Origin of the sequence: Amycolatopsis dongchuanensis (assembly GCF_039542405.1) — a bacterium.
In the GTDB taxonomy this organism is placed as follows: domain Bacteria; phylum Actinomycetota; class Actinomycetes; order Mycobacteriales; family Pseudonocardiaceae; genus Amycolatopsis_E; species Amycolatopsis_E sacchari.
In genome coordinates this window covers 24,035-42,495 of record NZ_BAABIB010000169.1, presented here as the reverse complement: position 1 = coordinate 42,495, position 18,461 = coordinate 24,035, and the positions used below count along the sequence as shown (strand labels likewise).

At 70.3% G+C, this 18,461-nt stretch carries 11 protein-coding genes; 3 read left to right on the top strand and 8 right to left on the bottom strand.

Going from position 1 to position 18,461, the window contains the following annotated elements; all coding sequences use genetic code 11:
- Positions 1-116: 116 nt before the first annotated feature.
- The 5 genes from glgB to glgX (ABFX51_RS37945) all read right to left on the bottom strand — a co-directional run bounded on the left by glgB (position 117) and on the right by glgX (ABFX51_RS37945) (position 9,890).
- Positions 117-2,288 (bottom strand): 1,4-alpha-glucan branching protein GlgB, encoded by a 2,172-nt coding sequence (gene glgB, locus ABFX51_RS37965; protein WP_346056707.1) that lies wholly within the window; start codon positions 2,286-2,288, stop codon positions 117-119.
- A 3-nt stretch (positions 2,289-2,291) separates the two neighbouring features.
- Positions 2,292-3,677 (bottom strand): maltokinase N-terminal cap-like domain-containing protein, encoded by a 1,386-nt coding sequence (locus tag ABFX51_RS37960; RefSeq protein WP_346056706.1) that lies wholly within the window; start codon positions 3,675-3,677, stop codon positions 2,292-2,294.
- 2 nt (positions 3,678-3,679) lie between these two features.
- On the bottom strand, positions 3,680-5,491 hold the full coding sequence (gene treS, locus ABFX51_RS37955) for a maltose alpha-D-glucosyltransferase (RefSeq protein WP_346056705.1): 1,812 nt from the start codon (positions 5,489-5,491) through the stop codon (positions 3,680-3,682).
- A gap of 100 nt (positions 5,492-5,591) precedes the next feature.
- On the bottom strand, positions 5,592-7,571 hold the full coding sequence (locus tag ABFX51_RS37950; RefSeq protein ID WP_346056704.1) for an alpha-1,4-glucan--maltose-1-phosphate maltosyltransferase: 1,980 nt from the start codon (positions 7,569-7,571) through the stop codon (positions 5,592-5,594).
- A gap of 195 nt (positions 7,572-7,766) precedes the next feature.
- Positions 7,767-9,890 carry a glycogen debranching protein GlgX gene (gene glgX / locus ABFX51_RS37945; RefSeq protein WP_091508502.1) on the bottom strand — a complete coding sequence of 708 codons (2,124 nt, stop codon included), beginning with the start codon at positions 9,888-9,890 and terminating at the stop codon, positions 7,767-7,769.
- Positions 9,891-10,018: 128 nt separating this feature from the next.
- Between glgX (ABFX51_RS37945) and ABFX51_RS37940 the strand changes: the two genes are divergently transcribed.
- The 3 genes from ABFX51_RS37940 to ABFX51_RS37930 all read left to right on the top strand — a co-directional run bounded on the left by ABFX51_RS37940 (position 10,019) and on the right by ABFX51_RS37930 (position 12,342).
- Complete coding sequence (locus tag ABFX51_RS37940) at positions 10,019-10,579, top strand: TetR/AcrR family transcriptional regulator (RefSeq protein WP_346056703.1); 561 nt, start codon at positions 10,019-10,021, stop codon at positions 10,577-10,579.
- 87 nt (positions 10,580-10,666) lie between these two features.
- On the top strand, positions 10,667-11,875 hold the full coding sequence (locus ABFX51_RS37935; RefSeq protein WP_346056702.1) for an acyl-CoA dehydrogenase family protein: 1,209 nt from the start codon (positions 10,667-10,669) through the stop codon (positions 11,873-11,875).
- Entirely contained in the window at positions 11,872-12,342 is a 471-nt protein-coding gene (locus ABFX51_RS37930) for a flavin reductase family protein (RefSeq protein ID WP_346056701.1), read from the top strand. Before ABFX51_RS37935 ends, ABFX51_RS37930 begins: the two co-directional genes overlap by 4 nt.
- Before the next feature lie 12 nt (positions 12,343-12,354).
- Here ABFX51_RS37930 and treZ read toward each other — a convergent pair whose 3' ends face one another.
- Genes treZ through glgX (ABFX51_RS37915) form a run of 3 tightly spaced genes read right to left on the bottom strand, consistent with a single transcriptional unit; the run spans position 12,355 to position 18,451 of the window.
- Positions 12,355-14,070 carry a malto-oligosyltrehalose trehalohydrolase gene (treZ, locus tag ABFX51_RS37925; RefSeq protein WP_346056700.1) on the bottom strand — a complete coding sequence of 572 codons (1,716 nt, stop codon included), beginning with the start codon at positions 14,068-14,070 and terminating at the stop codon, positions 12,355-12,357.
- A complete protein-coding gene (gene treY, locus ABFX51_RS37920; RefSeq protein ID WP_346056699.1) occupies positions 14,070-16,325 on the bottom strand; it encodes a malto-oligosyltrehalose synthase in 2,256 nt (751 codons plus the stop codon). Before treY ends, treZ begins: the two co-directional genes overlap by 1 nt.
- Positions 16,322-18,451 (bottom strand): glycogen debranching protein GlgX, encoded by a 2,130-nt coding sequence (gene glgX, locus ABFX51_RS37915; protein WP_346056698.1) that lies wholly within the window; start codon positions 18,449-18,451, stop codon positions 16,322-16,324. Before glgX (ABFX51_RS37915) ends, treY begins: the two co-directional genes overlap by 4 nt.
- Positions 18,452-18,461 lie beyond the last annotated feature (10 nt).

Below are 18,461 nucleotides of genomic sequence, written 5' to 3'. Positions count from 1 at the left end.
CCGGGGTCACTCCGGGGTGAGCCAGAGAAACCCCCTCCCCGGATCACTCCGGCGTGAGCCAGAGAAATCCCCTCCCCGGGGTCACTCCGGCGTGACCCGAGAACCCCTCCCCGGGGTCACTCCGGGGTGAGCCAGAGAACCCCCGCCGGGGGGAGCTGCAGCACCGCGGACGCGGGCATGCCGTGCCACGGCTCCTCCGCCGCTTCGACTGTGCCGTAGTTGCCCACGCCGGAACCGCCATACGTCTCGGCGTCTGTGTTCACCAGCTCGCGCCAGCGACCCGCTTTGGGCAGGCCCACGCGGTAGTCGTGGTGGGGCATGCCCGCGAAGTTGGCCACGCAGGCCAGCTGTGAACCATCCTCACCGATGCGGAGGAAGCTCACGACATTGTTGTTCGCGTCGTTGGCGTCGATCCACTGGAAGCCTTCTGGCTTCGTGTCCGCGCTGTACAGGGCCGGAGTCTGACGGTAAACCCCGTTCAGGTCCGCCAGGAGCCGCCGGACGCCGGCGTGCAGGGGCTGGTCCAGCAGGTACCAGTCCAGCGAACGCTCCTCCGACCACTCCTGCTCCTGCCCGAACTCCCCGCCCATGAACAACAACTGCTTCCCCGGATGCGCCCACATGAACGCCAGCAACGAACGCACACCCGCCGCCTTGTTCCAGTCATCACCCGGCATGCGGCCCCACAGCGAACCCTTGCCGTGCACCACCTCGTCATGCGACAACGGCAGCACGAAATTCTCGCTCCACGCGTACACCAGCGAGAACGTCATCTCGTTGTGGTGATACATGCGATGCACCGGATCGTGCTGCAAATAGTGCAGCGTGTCGTGCATCCAGCCCATGTTCCACTTGAACCCGAACCCGAGCCCACCCAGGTGGGTCGGCCTCGACACGCCCGGCCAGGCCGTCGACTCCTCCGCCACCATCACCACACCCGGGTGTCGCTTGTAGACAGTCGCGTTCAGCTCCTGCAGGAACCGCACCGCGTCGAGGTTTTCCCGGCCCCCGTACTCGTTCGGCACCCACTGGCCCTCCGGCCGCGAGTAGTCCAGGTACAACATCGACGCCACCGCGTCCACGCGCAGCCCGTCGAGGTGGAACTCCTCCAGCCAGTACAGCGCGTTGGCCACCAGGAAGTTCCGGACCTCGTTGCGCCCGAAGTCGAACACGTACGTGCCCCAGTCCGGCTGCTCACCCCGCCGGGGATCCGCGTGCTCGTACAACGGCGTCCCGTCGAACCTCGCCAGCGCCCAGCTGTCCTTCGGGAAGTGCGCCGGCACCCAGTCCACCAGCACACCGATCCCGCGCTGGTGCAACCTGTCCACGAAATACCGGAAATCGTCCGGCGAACCGAACCGGGCCGTCGGCGCGTAGTACGACGTGACCTGATAACCCCACGAACCACCGAACGGGTGCTCCGCGATCGGCAGCAACTCGACGTGCGTGAAACCCGTCTCCTCGACGTAGTCCGCCAGCTCGTCCGCCAGCTCGCGGTACCCCAGCCCCTGCCGCCACGAACCCAGGTGCACCTCGTAGATGCTCATCGGCGCGTTCGCCCAGTTCGTCGCCGCCCGCTGGGCCAGCCACTCGTCGTCACCCCACTCGTACGACGACTCGGCCACGACCGACGCCGTCTTCGGCGGGCGCTCCGTCGCGAACGCCAGCGGATCCGCCTTCTCGTGCCAGTGCCCGTCCGCGCCCAGGATCCGGTACTTGTAACAGATCCCCGCCCCGAGCCCCGGGACGAAGATCTCCCACACACCGGACGACCCCAGCGAACGCATCATGTGCGCCCGCCCGTCCCAGCCGTTGAAATCACCGATCACGCGCACCCCGCGCGCGGTCGGCGCCCACACCGCGAACGACACGCCCTCGACGGTCCCGTGCGGCGTGTCGTGCCGGCGCACGTGTGCGCCCAGCACGTCCCACAACCGCTCGTGCCTGCCCTCGCCGATCAGGTGGCGATCCAGCTCGCCGACGGTGGGCAGCCACCGGTACGGATCGTCGATCTCCACGACGTGCCCGTCGAAATCGACCTCCAGGCGGTAGTCGCCGGGGTTCTCCGGCACCGTGCCGGAGAACAGGCCGTCCACCACCCGCGTCAGCTCGAACTTGTGGTCGGCCGCCACCACGGTCACGGCACGCGCGTGCGGCTGCAACGCGCGCACCACCACCTCGTCCCCGACCGTGTGCACGCCGAGGACCGAATGCGGATCGTGGTGCGATCCGTCCAGCAGCCGGTCGATGTCCGCGGGGGCCGGGGCGCCGGCGGGCAGTTCGGTCACGGGTTACTCGCCTCCTGAGCTGATCCGGGCGATCGACGCGAGCGGCACGCCGAGCCATTCCGGCCGGTTCGCGTGTTCGTAGGCGACCTCGTAGACCGCCTTGTCCAGTTCCAGCGCGCGCAGCAGATCGCCGTGCGAGCGGGGGTCGCCGAGGGAATCCGCGGCGGCTTTCGCGTAGCCCTCGCAGAACGCCGCGCGGTTGCGCCGCGCCCACTCCAGGGCCCGTTCGGTGAGCTTCGGGTCCTCGCCCTGCTCACCCAGCAGCATCTGGTGCGCCGCGTAGTCGAAAGACCGCAGCATGCCCGCCACGTCCCGCAACGGCGAGCGCAGCGCCGACCGCTCCGCGAGCGTCGCCGCGGGCTCGCCCTCGAAGTCGAGCAGCAGCCAGCCGGTCACGGTGCGGAGCACCTGGCCCAGGTGCAGGTCGCCGTGGATGAACTGCATGGGGACCGGGGCGTCGAGCTCACGCAGCCTGTCGAACGCGGCACGCAACGCCGGGGCGTGCTCGGCCAGCTGCGGCACGGCGGCCACCACCGTGTCGAGTCTGCTGTGCATCGCCTTGACCACGCGGTCGATGTGCTCGGCGTCGGCCACCTGCTCGCCCAGCGCGCGGCGCAGGTCGTTGTGGACGTTCGCGACGGCCTGCCCCAGCCGCTGCGACTCGCCCGCGAAATCGCCGCCCACCTGGTCCGGCGGCAGCTCCGGGTCGGCCATCAGGTCCCGGACGCTCGTGGTCGCCATCGCCCAGCCGTCCACCGCGTCGGAGATGAACCGCTGCAGCATGCCCAGCGTGGCGGGCTCTCCGTGCAGGTCACCGGTGATGCTGCCCAGCAGGGGCGCGATGTGCTCGCACCCCTGCTCCTGCAACGCGCGGTGCAGCCGCAGGTCCGGGTTCTCGCCCGGCGCGACCTTGCGGAACAGCTTGAGGATGTAGGTGCCGCCGTAGACCAGCGACGTGTTGCTCTGCTCGGAGGTGATGGGGCGGCCCCGCAACCCACCCCGCACCTCGGCGCCCGGCTCGTGGCGGAACCGCATCGACCCCACGTCCGCCCCCTCGGCGATGAGGTCGAGCAGCCGCCCCGTGACGTCCGCGTCGCCCGTCGCCTCGTAGCAGGGCCGGCCGCGCTCGGTGCCGATCCAGCTGGACCCCAGGTACTCCGGCAGCTTCTCCCTGCTCGCCACCAGCAGCTGGTACGGGGTGACCCGGTCGTCCTGCCGCACCTCGACGATCATGTGCAGCAGCAGGGGATCGCCTTCCTGCAGCACGGTCGTGCCCAGCGGGTGCACCGACGAAATCGGCCGGTCCTTGCCGCCGAACCACCGCTGCCCGGGCAGCCACGTCGGGAGTTCGCTCACCAGGGGGTCGATCAGTTCAGCCGGATCGCTCACCGTCAGTCACCTCGCCTCGCCTTCGCGTCCTCGTCCAGCAGCTGGAACCAGTAGAAGCCGTGCCCTGGCAGCGTCAGCAGGTAAGGCAGTTCCCCGATGTCGGGGAACAACACACCACCGGTGAGTTCCATCGGCGTGCAGCCCTCGTGCTCGGCCAGGTTCAGCTCCACCGGCTGCGGGAACCGGGACAGATTGTTGACGCACAGCACCACGTCCTGCCGTCCGTCCGGCCGCACCCACGTCCGCTTGTAGGCCAGCACGCTCGGGTTGGACCCGCCGAGTTCGACGAACTCACCCTCGGCGAACGCGTGGTGCTGCTTGCGCACCTCGATCATCCGGCGGGTCCAGTTGAGCAGCGAGGAAGCGCTGTCACGCTGCGCCTCCACGTTGATGGCCTGGTAGCCGTAGATGGGGTCCATGATGACGGGCAGGTAGATCCGGCCCGGGTCGCAGGAGGAGAAGCCTGCGTTCCGGTCCGGGGTCCACTGCATGGGCGTGCGGACCGCGTCGCGGTCACCCAGCCAGATGTTGTCGCCCATGCCGATCTCGTCACCGTAGTACAGGACGGGCGAGCCCGGGAGGGAAAGCAACAGGGCCGTGAACAACTCGAGCTGGTTCCGGTCGTTCTCCAGCAGCGGGGCGAGCCGCCGGCGGATGCCGATGTTGGCCTTCATCCGCGGGTCCTTGGCGTACTCGGAGTACATGTAGTCGCGTTCCTCGTCGCTGACCATCTCGAGCGTCAGCTCGTCGTGGTTGCGCAGGAAGATGCCCCACTGGCAGTTGTCGGGGATCTTCGGCGTCTGGGCCAGGATCTCCGAGATCGGGAAGCGCGACTCGCGGCGCACCGCCATGAAGATGCGCGGCATCAGCGGGAAGTGGAACGCCATGTGGCACTCGTCGCCGCCGGTGGCCGGGTCACCGAAGTACTCGACGACGTCCGAGGGCCACTGGTTGGCCTCGGCGAGCAGCACGCGGCCCGGGTACTCGTCGTCGACGACCTTGCGGCAGCGCTTGAGGAACTCGTGCGTGCGGGGGAGGTTCTCGCAGTTGGTGCCCTCCTGCTCGAACAGGTAGGGCACGGCGTCCAGGCGGAACCCGTCGATGCCGAGGTTGAGCCAGAACCGCAGGACGTCGAGCATCGCCTCCTGCACGGCGGGGTTCTCGTAGTTGAGGTCGGGCTGGTGGCTGAAGAAGCGGTGCCAGTAGAACTGGCCGCGCACCGGGTCGTACGTCCAGTTCGAGGTCTCGGTGTCGACGAAGATGATGCGCGCGTCGGCGTAGCGGGAGTCGTCGTCGCTCCACACGTAGAAGTCGCCGTACGGGCCGTCGGGGTCGGTGCGGGACTGCTGGAACCACGGGTGCAGGTCCGAGGTGTGGTTGAGCACGAGGTCGGTGATCACGCGGATGCCGCGCTTGTGCGCCTCGTTGAGCAGGAAGACGAAGTCCTCGACGGTGCCGAACTCGGGCAGCACCGCGCGGAAGTCGGAGATGTCGTAACCGCCGTCGCGCAGCGGCGAGGCGTAGAAGGGCGGCAGCCACAGGCAGTCCACCCCGAGCCATTCGAGGTAGTCGAGCCTGCTCGCCAGCCCGCGCAGGTCGCCGGTGCCGTCCCCGTTGGAGTCGGTGAACGCGCGCACCAGCACCTCGTAGAAGACGGCGCCCTTGTACCACATGGGGTTCGCGGGCGCCTGCCTGGCCGACTGGAAGTCGTCGGCCTGCGGCTCGACCAGCATGCCCTCTTCGGTCAGTGCCTCACCGGTGTGCGGCACCCCCTCCAGTCCGAGGGCCGCGTCGGGCCGGGGTTCTTCGTCCATCACTCCACCTCGTCCCACCTGGAAACCGGGTACGTCCCATCCACCCCCGTGCGCCTCGCCGGCACGGGGGTGCCCACCTCGACTTGCTCGCGTTGTGGTGTCAGCCGGCCAGTCGTCGTTGCAGGCTCACCACGTGCGCCACCGCTCGCCAAGGTTCGAGCCGCACGTAGTTCGCCTGTCCCCAGTCCCAGGTCTCACCGGTGACCTCGTCGTGCGCGATCACGCGGTCGTACCAGTCGAAACCCAGCGCGGGCAGGTCGAGCCACAGGGTGCCCTCCTCCGCGCCGAACGGGTTGAGCGTCGCCACGACCACGACGGTGTCACCCGTGGCCGGGTCCTGCTTCGAGTACGCGATCAGCCCGCCGTTGTCGATGTGGTGGAACCGCAGCGTGCGCATCTGCTGCAACGCCGGGTGCGCGCGCCGGATCGCGTTCAGCTTGGTCAGCCACGGTTCGAGCGAACGGCCTTCGGCGAGCGCCTTGCCGTAGTCCCGCGGGCGCAGCTCGTACTTCTCGGAGTTCAGGTACTCCTCGCTGCCCTCCCGCACGGGCTGGCACTCGTACAGCTCGAACCCGGAGTACACGCCCCACGACGGCGACATCGTCGCCGCCAGCGCCGCCCGCAACGCGAACATGCCCGGACCGCCGCGCTGCAGCGACTCGTGCAGGATGTCCGGCGTGTTGACGAACAGGTTCGGCCTGCCGACGTCCCAGTGGTCGACGAGGTCCTGGCCGAACTCGACCAGCTCGTCCTTGCTGGTCCGCCACGTGAAATACGTGTAGCTCTGGGTGAAGCCCAGCTTCGCGAGCCCCCACAGGCGCGCGGGCCGGGTGAACGCCTCCGACAGGAACAGCACGTCCGGGTGCGCGTCCTTGACGGTGGCGATCAGCCAGGCCCAGAAGTCCGGCGGCTTGGTGTGCGGGTTGTCGACCCGGAAGATCCGCACCCCGTGCTCGACCCAGTGCAGCACGACGCGCAGCACCTCGTTGTAGATGGCCTGCGGGTCGTTGTCGAAGTTGAGCGGGTAGATGTCCTGGTACTTCTTCGGCGGGTTCTCCGCGTACGCGATCGTGCCGTCGGGGCGCATCGTGAAGAACTCGGGGTGCTTGAGCACCCACGGGTGGTCCGGGGCGCACTGCAGGGCAAGGTCGAGCGCGACCTCCATGCCCAGCTCCTCGGCCCGCGCGACGAACGTGTCGAAGTCCTCGATCGTGCCCAGCTCCGGGTGGACCGCGTCGTGCCCGCCCTCGTCCGAGCCGATGGCCCACGGCGAGCCGACGTCGTGCTCCTCGGCGACCACGGAGTTGTTGCGGCCCTTGCGGTTCACGCGGCCGATGGGGTGGATCGGCGGGAGGTAGACGACGTCGAAGCCCATCCGCGCGATGCGGTCGAGCTCCTTCGTGGCGGTGGCGAACGTGCCGTGCACCGGCCTGCCCTCGGCGTCCCAGCCGCCGGTGGAGCGGGGGAAGAACTCGTACCAGGACCCGTACGCGGCGCGCTCGCGGTCCACCCAGACCTTGACCGGCTTGCCCTTGGTGACCAGCTCGCGCACCGGGTACTCGTGCATGACGCGCTCGACGTCGTTGGACAACGCCGGCCCGACCCGTTCGGCGAGCAGCCGCACCGAGTCACGCAACGCGGCGGAGGCGCTGGCGAGCAGGGCGCGCTCACGGCGGCGGTCGGGGCGGCGGGACACGCGGTCGAGCAGCTGCGCGCCGGTCTCCAGGTCGTTGGACAGCTCCTCGGCGCCCTGCCCGGCCGCGATCTTCACCTTCACGTTGTGCCGCCACGTGGTCCACGGGTCGCTCCAGGCGTCCACGCGGAACGTCCACAAGCCCTCGCAGTCCGGCACGATCACCGCCGTGTAGCGGTCGAGCCCGGTGCCCTGCTCGGTCATCCGGGTGCGGCGCGCGACCCGGTCGTTCGGCCCGCGCCACGTGACGGTGGCGGCGAGCGCGTCGTGCCCCTCCCGCCACACGGTCGCGGAAACCGGAACGTGTTCTCCGACAACGGCTTTGGCCGGGTACTGGCCACAGCTCACCATCGGGGTCACGTCGTCGATGCCGAGCCGGCCCGTCATCGGCGCCCCTCTCCCTCAAAAGTGCGTGTGCGCTCAAAGCCGCAGCCATGCGCGGAAAGCTCGGTGGGACCGGGAACAGGTCCTCGGTAGGCGATACCCGGCTGCGGACGAGCGCAAACCTATCGGGTGTCACTTTCTGCCGTCGCGCGACTCCTGTCCAGAGTTCCCGGCGACTGGTAACCCAGGTGTCACCGATCAGCGGGGTGCGCGCAACAGGAGCAGCGATCGCGAGGGCAGGGTGAGGGTGTCCCCCGGCTTGAGCGGTTCCACCCGCGCGGGAGCGCCGTCGGCGCGGCTGGTGTCGAGCGTCGGCTTGAACGAGGGCCCGTACTCCTCGGCGGGCAGGGTGATCTCCACCGGCTCGTCACCGGAGTGCAGCCACAGCAGCCACGAGTGGTCGGGGATCAGCTCGCCCGCGCGGGTGCGGGACTGGCTGTTGGACCCGTCGATCCACATCCCGAGCGTGCGGCGGTCGTCGTCGAACCAGTCCTTCTCGGTCATCTCCGTGCCGTCGGGCCGCAGCCAGATCAGGTCGGGCTTGCCGGTGGGCGTCTTGCGGCCTTCGAAGAACTGCGGCTGGCGCAGCGCCGGGCTGTCCGCGCGCAGGTGGATGACGCGGCGGGCGAACGCGAGCATCGCCTCGGCCTCCTCGCCGCCCGCCCAGTCCACCCACGACGTCTCGTCGTCGAGGCAGTAGGCGTTGTTGTTGCCGTGCTGGGTGCGCCACAGGTCGTCACCCGCGACGATCATCGGGGTGCCGGTGGACAGCAGGAGCGTGGCGAGCAGGTTGCGGGCCTGCCGGGCGCGCAGCGCGTTGACCTCCGGGTCGTCCGTCGGGCCCTCGACCCCGCAGTTCCACGAGCGGTTGTCGTTGCTGCCGTCGCGGTTGTCCTCGCCGTTGGCCTCGTTGTGCTTGCCGTTGTAGGACACCAGGTCCCGCAGGGTGAAACCGTCGTGCGCGGTGATGAAGTTGATCGACTGCCACGGCCGCCGCAGGTTGTGGTCGTAGAGGTCGGACGAGCCGGACAGGCGGAACGCGAGGTCGTCGACGCGGAGCATGCCGCGCCAGAAGTCGCGCATCGTGTCGCGGTAGCGGCCGTTCCACTCGGCCCACTGCGCGCCGAAGTCGCCGACGCGGTAGCCCTCGCCGGTGACGTCCCACGGCTCGGCGATCAGCTTGCACCGGGACAGCACCGGGTCGGTGGTGATCGCGGTGAGCATCGCCGAGTCGCGGTCGAAGGCGCCGCCGTGGGGGCGGCCCAGCGTGCTGGCGAGGTCGAAGCGGAACCCGTCGACGCCCATCTCGGTGGCCCAGTAGCGCAGCGAGTCGGTGACCAGCCTGATCACGGTGGGGGAGCCCGCTTCGAGCGTGTTGCCGCAGCCGGTGAGGTCGAACCCGCCGCCGCGCGGGCCGTGCAGGTAGTACGCCGGTGCGTCGAGGCCGCGGAAGCTCAGCGTCGGCCCTTCGAAGCCGCCTTCGCACGTGTGGTTGAAGACGACGTCGAGGATCACCTCGATGTTGACCGCGTGCAGCGCGGCGACCATCGTGCGGAACTCCTCGACCTCGCGGCCGGGCTCGCTCGCGTACCCCGCGTGCGGGGCGAAGTAGCCCAGCGGGGAGTAGCCCCAGTAGTTGCGGCGGCCGGTGCGGACCAGGTACGGCTCCTCCGTGAACCAGTGCACCGGCAGCAGCTCCACCGCCGTGACGCCCAGGCGCACGAGGTGCTCGATGACCACCGGGTGCGCGATGCCGAGGTACGTGCCGCGCAGGTGCTCGGGGACGAACGGGTGCTGCTGCGTGAAGCCCTTGACGTGCAGCTCGTAGATCACCGACTCCTCGAACGGCACGTCGGGCTTGGTGCCCGTGTCCGGTCCGCCGTGCGAGCCGACGACCGACAGCGGGACGCTGCCCAGCGAGTCCACTTTGGAGGGGCGGCCGTGCATCGGGTCGCCGACGTAGCCCAGCGCGGCGTCCAGGTCGGTCAGCGCTCCGGTGATGTGGGTGGCGTACGGATCGACGAGCAGCTTGTTCGGGTTGCAGCGCAGACCGCGCTGCGGGGCGTACGGGCCGTGGACGCGGTAGCCGTACTTCTGGCCGGAGGTGACGCCGGGGACGAGGCCGTGCCAGACGCCGAAGGTGCGCTCGGTCAGCTCCACGCGGCGTTCGGAACCGTCGTCGGAGATCAGGCACACCTCCACCGCTTCCGCGACGTTGGAGGTCACGGCGAAACGGACGCCCCCTCCTTCGGGGTGGGCGCCCAGCGGGAACGGGCGGCCGGCGAGGACTCCGGTGTCGGCTTCGGTCGGTGGGATGGCCATCTCCCGATCTTCTCAGCCGACACCGACATTCCGCACATCCGCAGCTCAGGCGTTATTTTCGGAGGCGGTGGAGCCGGCCGTGGTTGACTGGGGACCGGAACGCGCCGTCCGGAACCGGAGGTCAGCCCGTGCGCACCGACGCGAGCCGCAACCGCAGCCGCATCCTGGAGGCCGCGCGGGAGCTCTTCGCCACCACGGGGCTCGACGTCACGATGCGCGCGATCGCCCGGCGGTCCGGGGTCGGGGTGGCCACCCTCTACCGGCACTTCCCCACCAGGGAAGCGCTCATCGCCGCGGCCTTCGAGCAGGAGCTGGCGCACTGCGACCGGCTGACCGAGGAGGCGCTCGCCGATCCCGACGCGTGGCGGGCGCTGCGAGTGGTGGTGGACCAGGCCGTTTCCGGTCACCACGGCAAGCGGGGCTTTCCGCCGGACTTCCCGGACACGGGGGCGCGGGAGCGGATCCTGGGCAACGTCACCGAGCTGGTGCGCCGGGCCCAGGAGGCCGGAGCCCTGCGTGCCGACTTCATGACGGCCGATCTCGCCCTGCTGGTCCAGGCCAGCGACAGCGCCGCTTCCCCGGCCGCGGCGCGCCGCCTGGTCGCCTACCTCCTGCAGTCGTTCTCCGCCCGCACCGCCCCGCTGCCCGCGCCGGTGCCGGTCTCACTGCTGGGCGTCGAGTTCGGCTGACCGGAAGGCGAGAAGCTCCCGCGCGCGCGTTTCTCGCTTCTTCCGGATCGGCCGGATCCGCGTGATCACGCGATTAGCGTTTTCCCCATGACCACTCTCGAACGAGAAGACCTGGCCAAGGGCCGCGCGGAGGTGCTGGCGCGCGTGCGTGCCGTGCGTCCCGAAATGAGCGAGAACGGCGTCCGCATCGACGCCGAGGGGATGGACGTCGCGGAGAACATGGAGCTGCTCCGCGAGACGGGCGTGAACCGGCTCAGCGTGCCGGCCGAGTACGGCGGTTTGTGGAGCGGTGGCCTGTGGAGCGGCTGGCGTGACACGATCGAGGCGCTGGTGGAGATCTCCGCCGCCGACGGCTCGACCGGCATGTGCTGGACCAACAACGCGATCCACCCCCGCCGCCTGTTCACCGCCGAGCTGCCGGACGAAACCAAGGAACAGCTGGCCGGCGAGCTGGTCAACGACGGCAGGCGCCTGGTCTCCTCGAACTCCGAGGCGGGCGCCAAGGGACCGGTGACCGGCAGGCGCGTGCCGGGCGGGATCGTGGTCAGCGGCACCAAGACGTTCAACACCAACAGCGGTGGCGGCGGCCGGGACCTCCTCGTGGTCGGGTTCGCACTGCTCGGGCCCGACGCGGACCTCACGACCGCGACGAGGCACGAAGCGCTGGTCCGGCTGGACGCGCCGGGGGTGCGGCAGGCGCACGACTGGGACAACATGGGCCAGCGCGGCACCCACAGCCAGACCATCACCTACGAGGACGTGTTCGTCCCCGACGGGTGGCACTTCGCGTCGACGCTGACCGACCCGAACGCGTTCGGCGCGGGGATGCTGGTCCACGCGGCGCTGATGCAGGGCATCGGCGAGGGTGCGTTCGACGCGGCCGTCGGCTACCTCCGCACGCTGAACCGCGGGAGCATGCCGAAGTTCCCCACCGCGCTGGAGGACCCGTTGATGCACCGCCAGCTCGGCGAGATGTCCAGCGAGCTGGCCGCCGCCCGCGCGTACCTGCTGAGCGTGGCGGCGCGGCTGGAGGAACCGGAGGTCGATCCGCGGGAGCTCACGATCCACGGGTTCCGGTCGAAGGTCGCGAGCAACCGGGTGAGCCTGGAGGTGACCGGGCGGATCCACGACCTCACCGGTGCCCGCAGCACCGCCAACCGCTACCGCTTCGACCGGTTCTGGCGCAATGCCAGGACCTTCGCCACACACGACTCGATCGACGCGAAGAACGCGCTGATCGGGGCGTACGAGCTGTCGGGCGAGCTGCCGAACGTCCTCGACTACTTCCGGCTGTGAACATCGATGCCGGCGTGCTGCGTGCCGCCTTCGCGTGTTTTCCCAGCGGCGTCACCGCCATCGCCGGACTGGTGGACGGCAGGCCGGTGGGGATGGCGGTGAGTTCCTTCGCCTCGATCTCCCTCGAACCGCCGCTGATCGCCGCCTCGATCCAGCGGACGTCCACCACGTGGCCGCTCCTGAGCGGGGCCGCCGCACTGGGGGTGAGCGTGCTGGCCGAGGACCACGGGGAGCTGGGCAGGCGGTTGTCCGGGCCGGGGGACCGGTTCGCGGGAGTGGACTGGACCGCCGCGGAATCGGGGGCGGTCCTGATCGGCGGCGCGACCGCCCGGTTCGACTGCACCCTGCACCAGGAGGTGCCCGCGGGCGACCACGTGCTCGCCCTGCTGGCGGTCACGGCGGTCGAGTTCCGGCCCTCCGTCCCGCCGCTGGTGTTCCACGGCAGCCGCTTCCGGCGGCTCGCCTGAGGCACCCCCGGCTCAGTCGAGCAGTTCCACCAGTGCGAAGGTCTCCGGCGGCAGGGTCGCCGTGCCGCCGGTGGCCTTCGCCTCGCCCCAGGACAGCAGGACACGGGCGGCCTCGCCGTCCAACGGGACGGTCACGGGCTCGGGGCCCAGGTTGCACGCCAGCCGCAGCGTGCCGCGGTACAGCAGCAGCCACGAGCCCTCCGCCCGCACCTCCAGGTGGTCGACGAACGGATCCGCGAGCGACGGCCACTCGCGCCGCAGCCGGATCAGCGAGCGGTACAGCTCCAGCACCTCCGCGTGCCCGGGCTCGCCCGCCTCGGACCAGCGCAGCCGCGAACGCTCGACCGTCGCCGGGTCGATCGGGTCCGGGACCTCCGCCTCGCCCCAGCCGTGCCGCGAGAACTCCCGGCGGCGCCCCGTCCGGACCGCCTCCGCCAGTTCCGGGTCGGGGAAGGACGCGAAGAACTGCCACGGCGTGCTCGCGGCCCACTCCTCGCCCATGAAGATCATCGGCGTGTACGGGGAGCAGAACACGATCGCGGCGCCGCACGCGAGCCTGCCGGGGGAGACGGTCGCCGACAGGCGGTCGCCCGTCGCGCGGTTGCCGATCTGGTCGTGGTTCTGCAGGTACGCGAGGAACCGGTGGCCCGGCACCGTCCGCGTGTCCACCGGCCGCCCGTGCGTCCGGCCGCGGAACGACGACCACGTCCCGGCGTGGAAGAAGACCTCCTTCAGCGTCCGCGCCAGTGCGCCGGGCGCGGCGAAATCGGCGTAGTACCCGCTCGTCTCGCCGGAGAGCGCCACGTGCAGCGCGTGGTGCAGGTCGTCCGACCACTGCGCGTGCAGCCCGTACCCGTGCGCCTCGCGCGGCAGCACCAGCTTCGGGTCGTTGAGGTCGGACTCGGCGATCAACGTCAGCGGGCGGCACACCGCGGCGGACAGCGTTTCCACCTCACGGGCCAGCTCCTCCAGCAGGTGGGTCGCCCGCCGGTCGGCCAGCGCGTGCACCGCGTCGAGCCGCAGCGCGTCCACGTGGAAGTCCCGCAGCCAGCCCAGCGCGTTGTCGATCACGTACCGGCGGACCTCGTCGGAGCCCTCGCCGTCGAGGTTCAGACCAGGACCCCAGTCGTTCTGCCCGGCGAAGTACGGGCCGAACCGGTCGAGGTACGCGCCCGACGGGCCGAGGTGGTTGTAGACGACGTCGAGCACCACGGCCAGGCCGCGCGCGTGGCACGCGTCGACGAACCGCTTGAACCCGTCGGGCCCGCCGTACGGTTCGTGCACCGCACCCCACAGCACCCCGTCGTAGCCCCAGCCCGCGGTGCCGTCGAACGAGTTGACCGGCATGACCTCGACGAACGTGATGCCGAGGTCGGCGAGGTGGTCCAGCCGCTCGATGGCCGAGTCGAACGTGCCGCCCTCGGTGAACGTGCCGATGTGCAGCTCGTAGAGCACCCCGCCCGGCAGCGCCCGCCCGGTCCACGACTGGTCGGTCCACTCGAACGCGGAATGGTCGTACACGCGCGAAGGCCCGTGCACGCCTTCCGGCTGCCACCGCGAGCGCGGGTCCGGCAGCGCGTCCTCGTCGTCGCCGAGCAGGAACGCGTAGTCCGTGCCCGTCACGTCGGAGTACCACCAGTCGCCGTCGCGCAGGGTCATCTCGTGGTCGGCACCGTCGACCCGCACCCGGACGCGTTCCTGTCCCGGTGCCCACACGCGGAAAGCCATCAGTCTCCTCGAACCAGCAACGCCACGGGGTACCGCGACAGCAAACCGGACAGTTCGCCGACCGCGGCGGTACCCGTCAGGACGTCGGTCCACTCGCCGGGCGGCAGGGGAAGTACGGTTTCGCGCCAGCCGCCCGTCGCCGCGAGCCCGACCGGCAGCCGCGTCGCGACGACGATCAGGCCGTTGCGCTCGAACGCGACCGCGTGTTCGGCCGCGGGGCCTTCGGCGTGCAGCCGCTTGTACCCGCGGAACAGCTCCGGGTGGTCCCGCCGCAGCGTGAGCGCCCGGTGCACGACCAGCAGCTTCGCCGCGCCGGTCTCGTCGACCTCGGGGAGCTCGCCCGCCTCGATCCGGTCGAGGACCTCCCGGCGCAGCGCGTAGTCCACGGGACGCCGGTTGTCCGGGTCCACCAGCGAGAAGTCCCACAGCTCGGTGCCCTGGTACACGTCGGGCACACCCGGCGCGGTCAGCTGGATCAGCTTCTGGCCCAGCGAGTTGGACCAGCCCGGCCCCTTGATCCGCTCGACGAACTCCGCGACGCCCAGCGTGGTGTCGCCGAGCACCTGCTCGGGCCACGCCGCGACCGCCGCCTCGAACGCCTCGTCGTGGTCGGTCCACGTCGTGCGGATCTTGGCTTCCTTCGCGGCCTTGTCGAGGTAGTCCCGCAGGCGGTCGGCGGAGATCGGCCAGGCGCCGACGAGCGTCTGCCACGCCAGCAGGTTCAGCGACGGCTCGTCGATGCCGTGCTTGCCCGTCCACTCCTCGACCGCGTCGGCGAAGTCGTCCGGCAGCTCCGACAGCACCGCCAGCCGCGCGCGGACGTCCTCGGAACGCTTGGTGTCGTGGGTGGTCAACGTCGTCATCGCGGCCGGCCAGCCCGCTTCACGGGCGGTGGCGGAGGCGTGGAACTCCTCGACGCTCGTGCCGAAGTCCTCCGGCGAGCCGCCGACCTCGTTCAGCGCGGCGAAGCGGGTGTAGCGGTAGAACGTCGTGTCCTCGGTGCCCTTCGCGACGACCATGCCCGACGTCTGCTGGAACCGGGTCGCCAGCTCACCGTCCGGGTCGGCACGCACCTGCCGGTCGATGACGTCCACAGTGGACGCCAGGTCGGGCCGCTTCGCCTTGACCCGCGCCACGGCCTGCGCCCAGTGGTCACCGCCCTCGGGCAGGTACGACCGGTACACCGGGAACGCGATCATCAGCTCCGCCACGGCGGACGGGGCGTCGGGTGCATCGACCAACGCGCCGATCCGCCGCATTTCGGCGACCAGGATCGTGTCCGTGACCAGCCGCCGGGCCTCCTCCTCGACCGCCCGGTAGTCGGGCGAGCCCGCGAGCAGTGAGAACCGCGGCGCCCCGGCGGGATCGACGAAGATCCCGGCGATCTCCCGCAGCGCGTCGTACCCCGTCGTGCCGTCCACCGGCCAGCTCTGCGGCAGGTCCTCGCCGGGGTGCAGGATCTTCTCCACCACGAGCCACGCGCCCGGCGCGGCCTCACGCAGCCTCCGCATGTAGCCGCCCGGGTCGGCCAGGCCGTCCGGGTGGTCCACGCGCAACCCGGTCACGTCCCCGTCGGCGACCCAGCGCAGCACCTCGCCGTGCGTGTCGGCGAACACCTCCGGCACCTCGACCCGCACCGCGGCGAGCGTGGTGATGTCGAAGAACCGCCGGTAGTTCAGCTCCGCGTTGCCGCGGCGCCAGCCCACCAGCTCGTAGTGCTGCCGGTTGTGCACCTCGTGCGGCGTGCCGCCCTCGGTGCCCGGCGCGATGGGGAAGCGGTGGTCGTAGTAGACGAGCTCGGGGCCGTCGGGGGAGTCCTCGACCTTCAGCTCCGCTACCGCATCGTCGTCGCCGAGCACGGGCAGCAGCATGCGGCCGCGGCTCCAGTCGATGTCGAAGTGGCCCGCGTACGCCGACTCGCGGCCGTTGCGCAGCACGTCCCACCACCACGGGTTCGCCTTGGCCACCTCGACGGACATGTGGTTGGGCACGATGTCGACCACGAAACCGAGACCGGCTTCCCGCAGCTTCGCGGCAAGCGCTTTCCGGGCTTGTTCGCCGCCCAGCTCCGGACGGGCCCGCGTCGGGTCGACCACGTCGTAGCCGTGCGTGGAGCCCGGGGTGGCGTCCAGCACGGGGGAGGCGTAGAGCGCGCCGATGCCCAGGCGGCGCAGGTAATCGACCTGCGCCGCGGCGTCGGTGAACGTGAACTCCGGCCGCAGCTGCAGCCGGTACGTCGAACTCGGCGGCGTCATTCTTCGCTCTGCTCGACGCGCTGGAGCACCATCAGCGACCGCGCGGGCAGCGTGAGCTTCCCGCCCGCCGCGACGTCCGGCTCACCCGGTTCCTCGACGATCTCGCCCTTCGCAGTGTCGATCATGACCGCCCACTCCCCGCCGTACTCCTCGTCCGGCAACGTCCACTCGATGTCCTCGTAGTGCGCGTTGAACGCCATGAGGAACGAGTCGTCCTCCACCCGCATGCCGCGCTGGTCCAGGTCCGGGATGCCCTTGCCGTTGAGGAACACGACGACCGACTTGCCGAAGGCGTCGTCCCAGTTCTGCTCCTTCATCTCCTGGCCGGACGGGGTGAACCAGGCGATGTCCGCGACCTCGTCGCCCTTGCGGATCGGCCTGCCCTGGAAGAACCGCCGGCGGCGGAACACGGGGTGGTTGCGGCGGAACTCCGTCAGCTTCCCGACGAAGTGCACCAGGTCGGCGTTGTGCTCCAGCAGCCGCCAGTCCACCCACGAGAGGTCGTTGTCCTGGCAGTAGGCGTTGTTGTTGCCCTGCTGCGTGCGGCCCAGCTCGTCCCCGTGCAGGAGCATCGGCACGCCCTGGGACAGCAGCAGCGTGGCGAGGAAGTTGCGGCGCTGCCGCTCGCGCAGCGCGTTCACCTCCTTGTCGTCGGTTTCGCCCTCGACACCGCAGTTCCACGAGCGGTTGTCGTCCGCGCCGTCCTTGCCGCCCTCGCCGTTGGCCTCGTTGTGCTTTTCGTTGTACGACACCAGGTCGTGCAGCGTGAAGCCGTCGTGCGCGGTGACGAAGTTGATCGACGCGAACGGGCGGCGGCCGTCGTCCTGGTACAGGTCGGAGGAGCCGGTCAGGCGCGAGGCGAACTCGCCCAGCGTCGAGGGCTCGCCGCGCCAGAAGTCCCGCACCGTGTCGCGGTACTTGCCGTTCCACTCCGTCCACAGTGGAGGGAAGTTGCCGACCTGGTAGCCGCCGGGCCCGACGTCCCACGGCTCGGCGATCAGCTTCACCCGGCTCACCGTCGGGTCCTGCTGGACGAGGTCGAAGAACGTCGACAGCCGGTCCACGTCGTAGAACTCGCGCGCCAGCGTGGCCGCGAGGTCGAACCGGAAACCGTCCACGTGCATCTCGGTGACCCAGTACCGCAGCGAGTCCATGATCAGCTGCAGGGTGTGCGGGTTGCGGACGTTGAGCGAGTTCCCGGTGCCCGTGTAGTCCATGTAGTACTTCGGCTCGTCGTCGACCAGCCGGTAGTAGGCCTGGTTGTCGATGCCGCGCATGGACAGCGTCGGGCCGAGGTGGTTGCCCTCGGCGGTGTGGTTGTAGACCACGTCGAGGATGACCTCGATGTTCGCCTCGTGCAGGGCGCGGACCATGCCCTTGAACTCCTGCACCTGCCCGGCCTGCTCGGGCAGCGCGGCGTAGGCCTCGTTCGGCGCGAAGAAGCCGATCGTGTTGTAGCCCCAGTAGTTCGCCAGTCCCTTCTCGACGAGGCCGTGGTCGGTGATGAACTGGTGCACCGGCATCAGTTCGATCGCCGTGACGCCGAGCTTCTGCAGGTGCTCGATGACCGCGGGGTGCGCCAGCCCGGCGTAGGTGCCCCGCAGCCGCGGCGGGACCTCGGGGTGGTTCATCGTCAGGCCGCGCACGTGGGCCTCGTAGATGACCGTTTCGTTGTAGGGCGTGCGCGGCGGGCGGTCGTCGGCCCAGTCGAAGAACGGGCTGACCACGGTCGAGAGCGGCACGTGGCCCGCCGAGTCGGCGTCGTTGCGCTCCTCCGGGGAGCCGAAGGGGTAGCCGAACAGCGACTCGTCCCAGTCGACCGCACCCGAGATCGCCTTGGCGTACGGGTCGATCAGCAGCTTGTTCGGGTTGCAGCGCAGACCTTTTTCCGGCTCGTACGGGCCGTGCACGCGGTAGCCGTAGCGCTGGCCGGGGCCGACGCCGAGCAGGTAACCGTGGTGGACGAAACCGTCGACCTCGGGGAGGGTGATCCGCTCCTCCTTGCCCTCCTCGTCGACGAGGCAGAGCTCCACGCGGGTCGCGGCCTCCGAGAACAGGGCGAAGTTGGTCCCGACCCCGTCGTAGGTGGCACCGAGCGGGTAGGGCGTTCCGGGCCAGGGCGGCAACTTGGTCTCC

What these genes read in the sequence shown, in the direction of transcription:
- glgX (WP_091508502.1), bottom strand. Translation starts at nt 9,890, where the DNA reads ATGGCCATCCCACCGACCGAAGCCGACACCGGAGTCCTCGCCGGCCGC.
- treS (WP_346056705.1), bottom strand. Translation starts at nt 5,491, where the DNA reads ATGGACGAAGAACCCCGGCCCGACGCGGCCCTCGGACTGGAGGGGGTG.
- treY (WP_346056699.1), bottom strand. Translation starts at nt 16,325, where the DNA reads ATGACGCCGCCGAGTTCGACGTACCGGCTGCAGCTGCGGCCGGAGTTC.
- ABFX51_RS37935 (WP_346056702.1), top strand. Translation starts at nt 10,667, where the DNA reads ATGACCACTCTCGAACGAGAAGACCTGGCCAAGGGCCGCGCGGAGGTG.
- treZ (WP_346056700.1), bottom strand. Translation starts at nt 14,070, where the DNA reads ATGGCTTTCCGCGTGTGGGCACCGGGACAGGAACGCGTCCGGGTGCGG.
- ABFX51_RS37950 (WP_346056704.1), bottom strand. Translation starts at nt 7,571, where the DNA reads ATGACGGGCCGGCTCGGCATCGACGACGTGACCCCGATGGTGAGCTGT.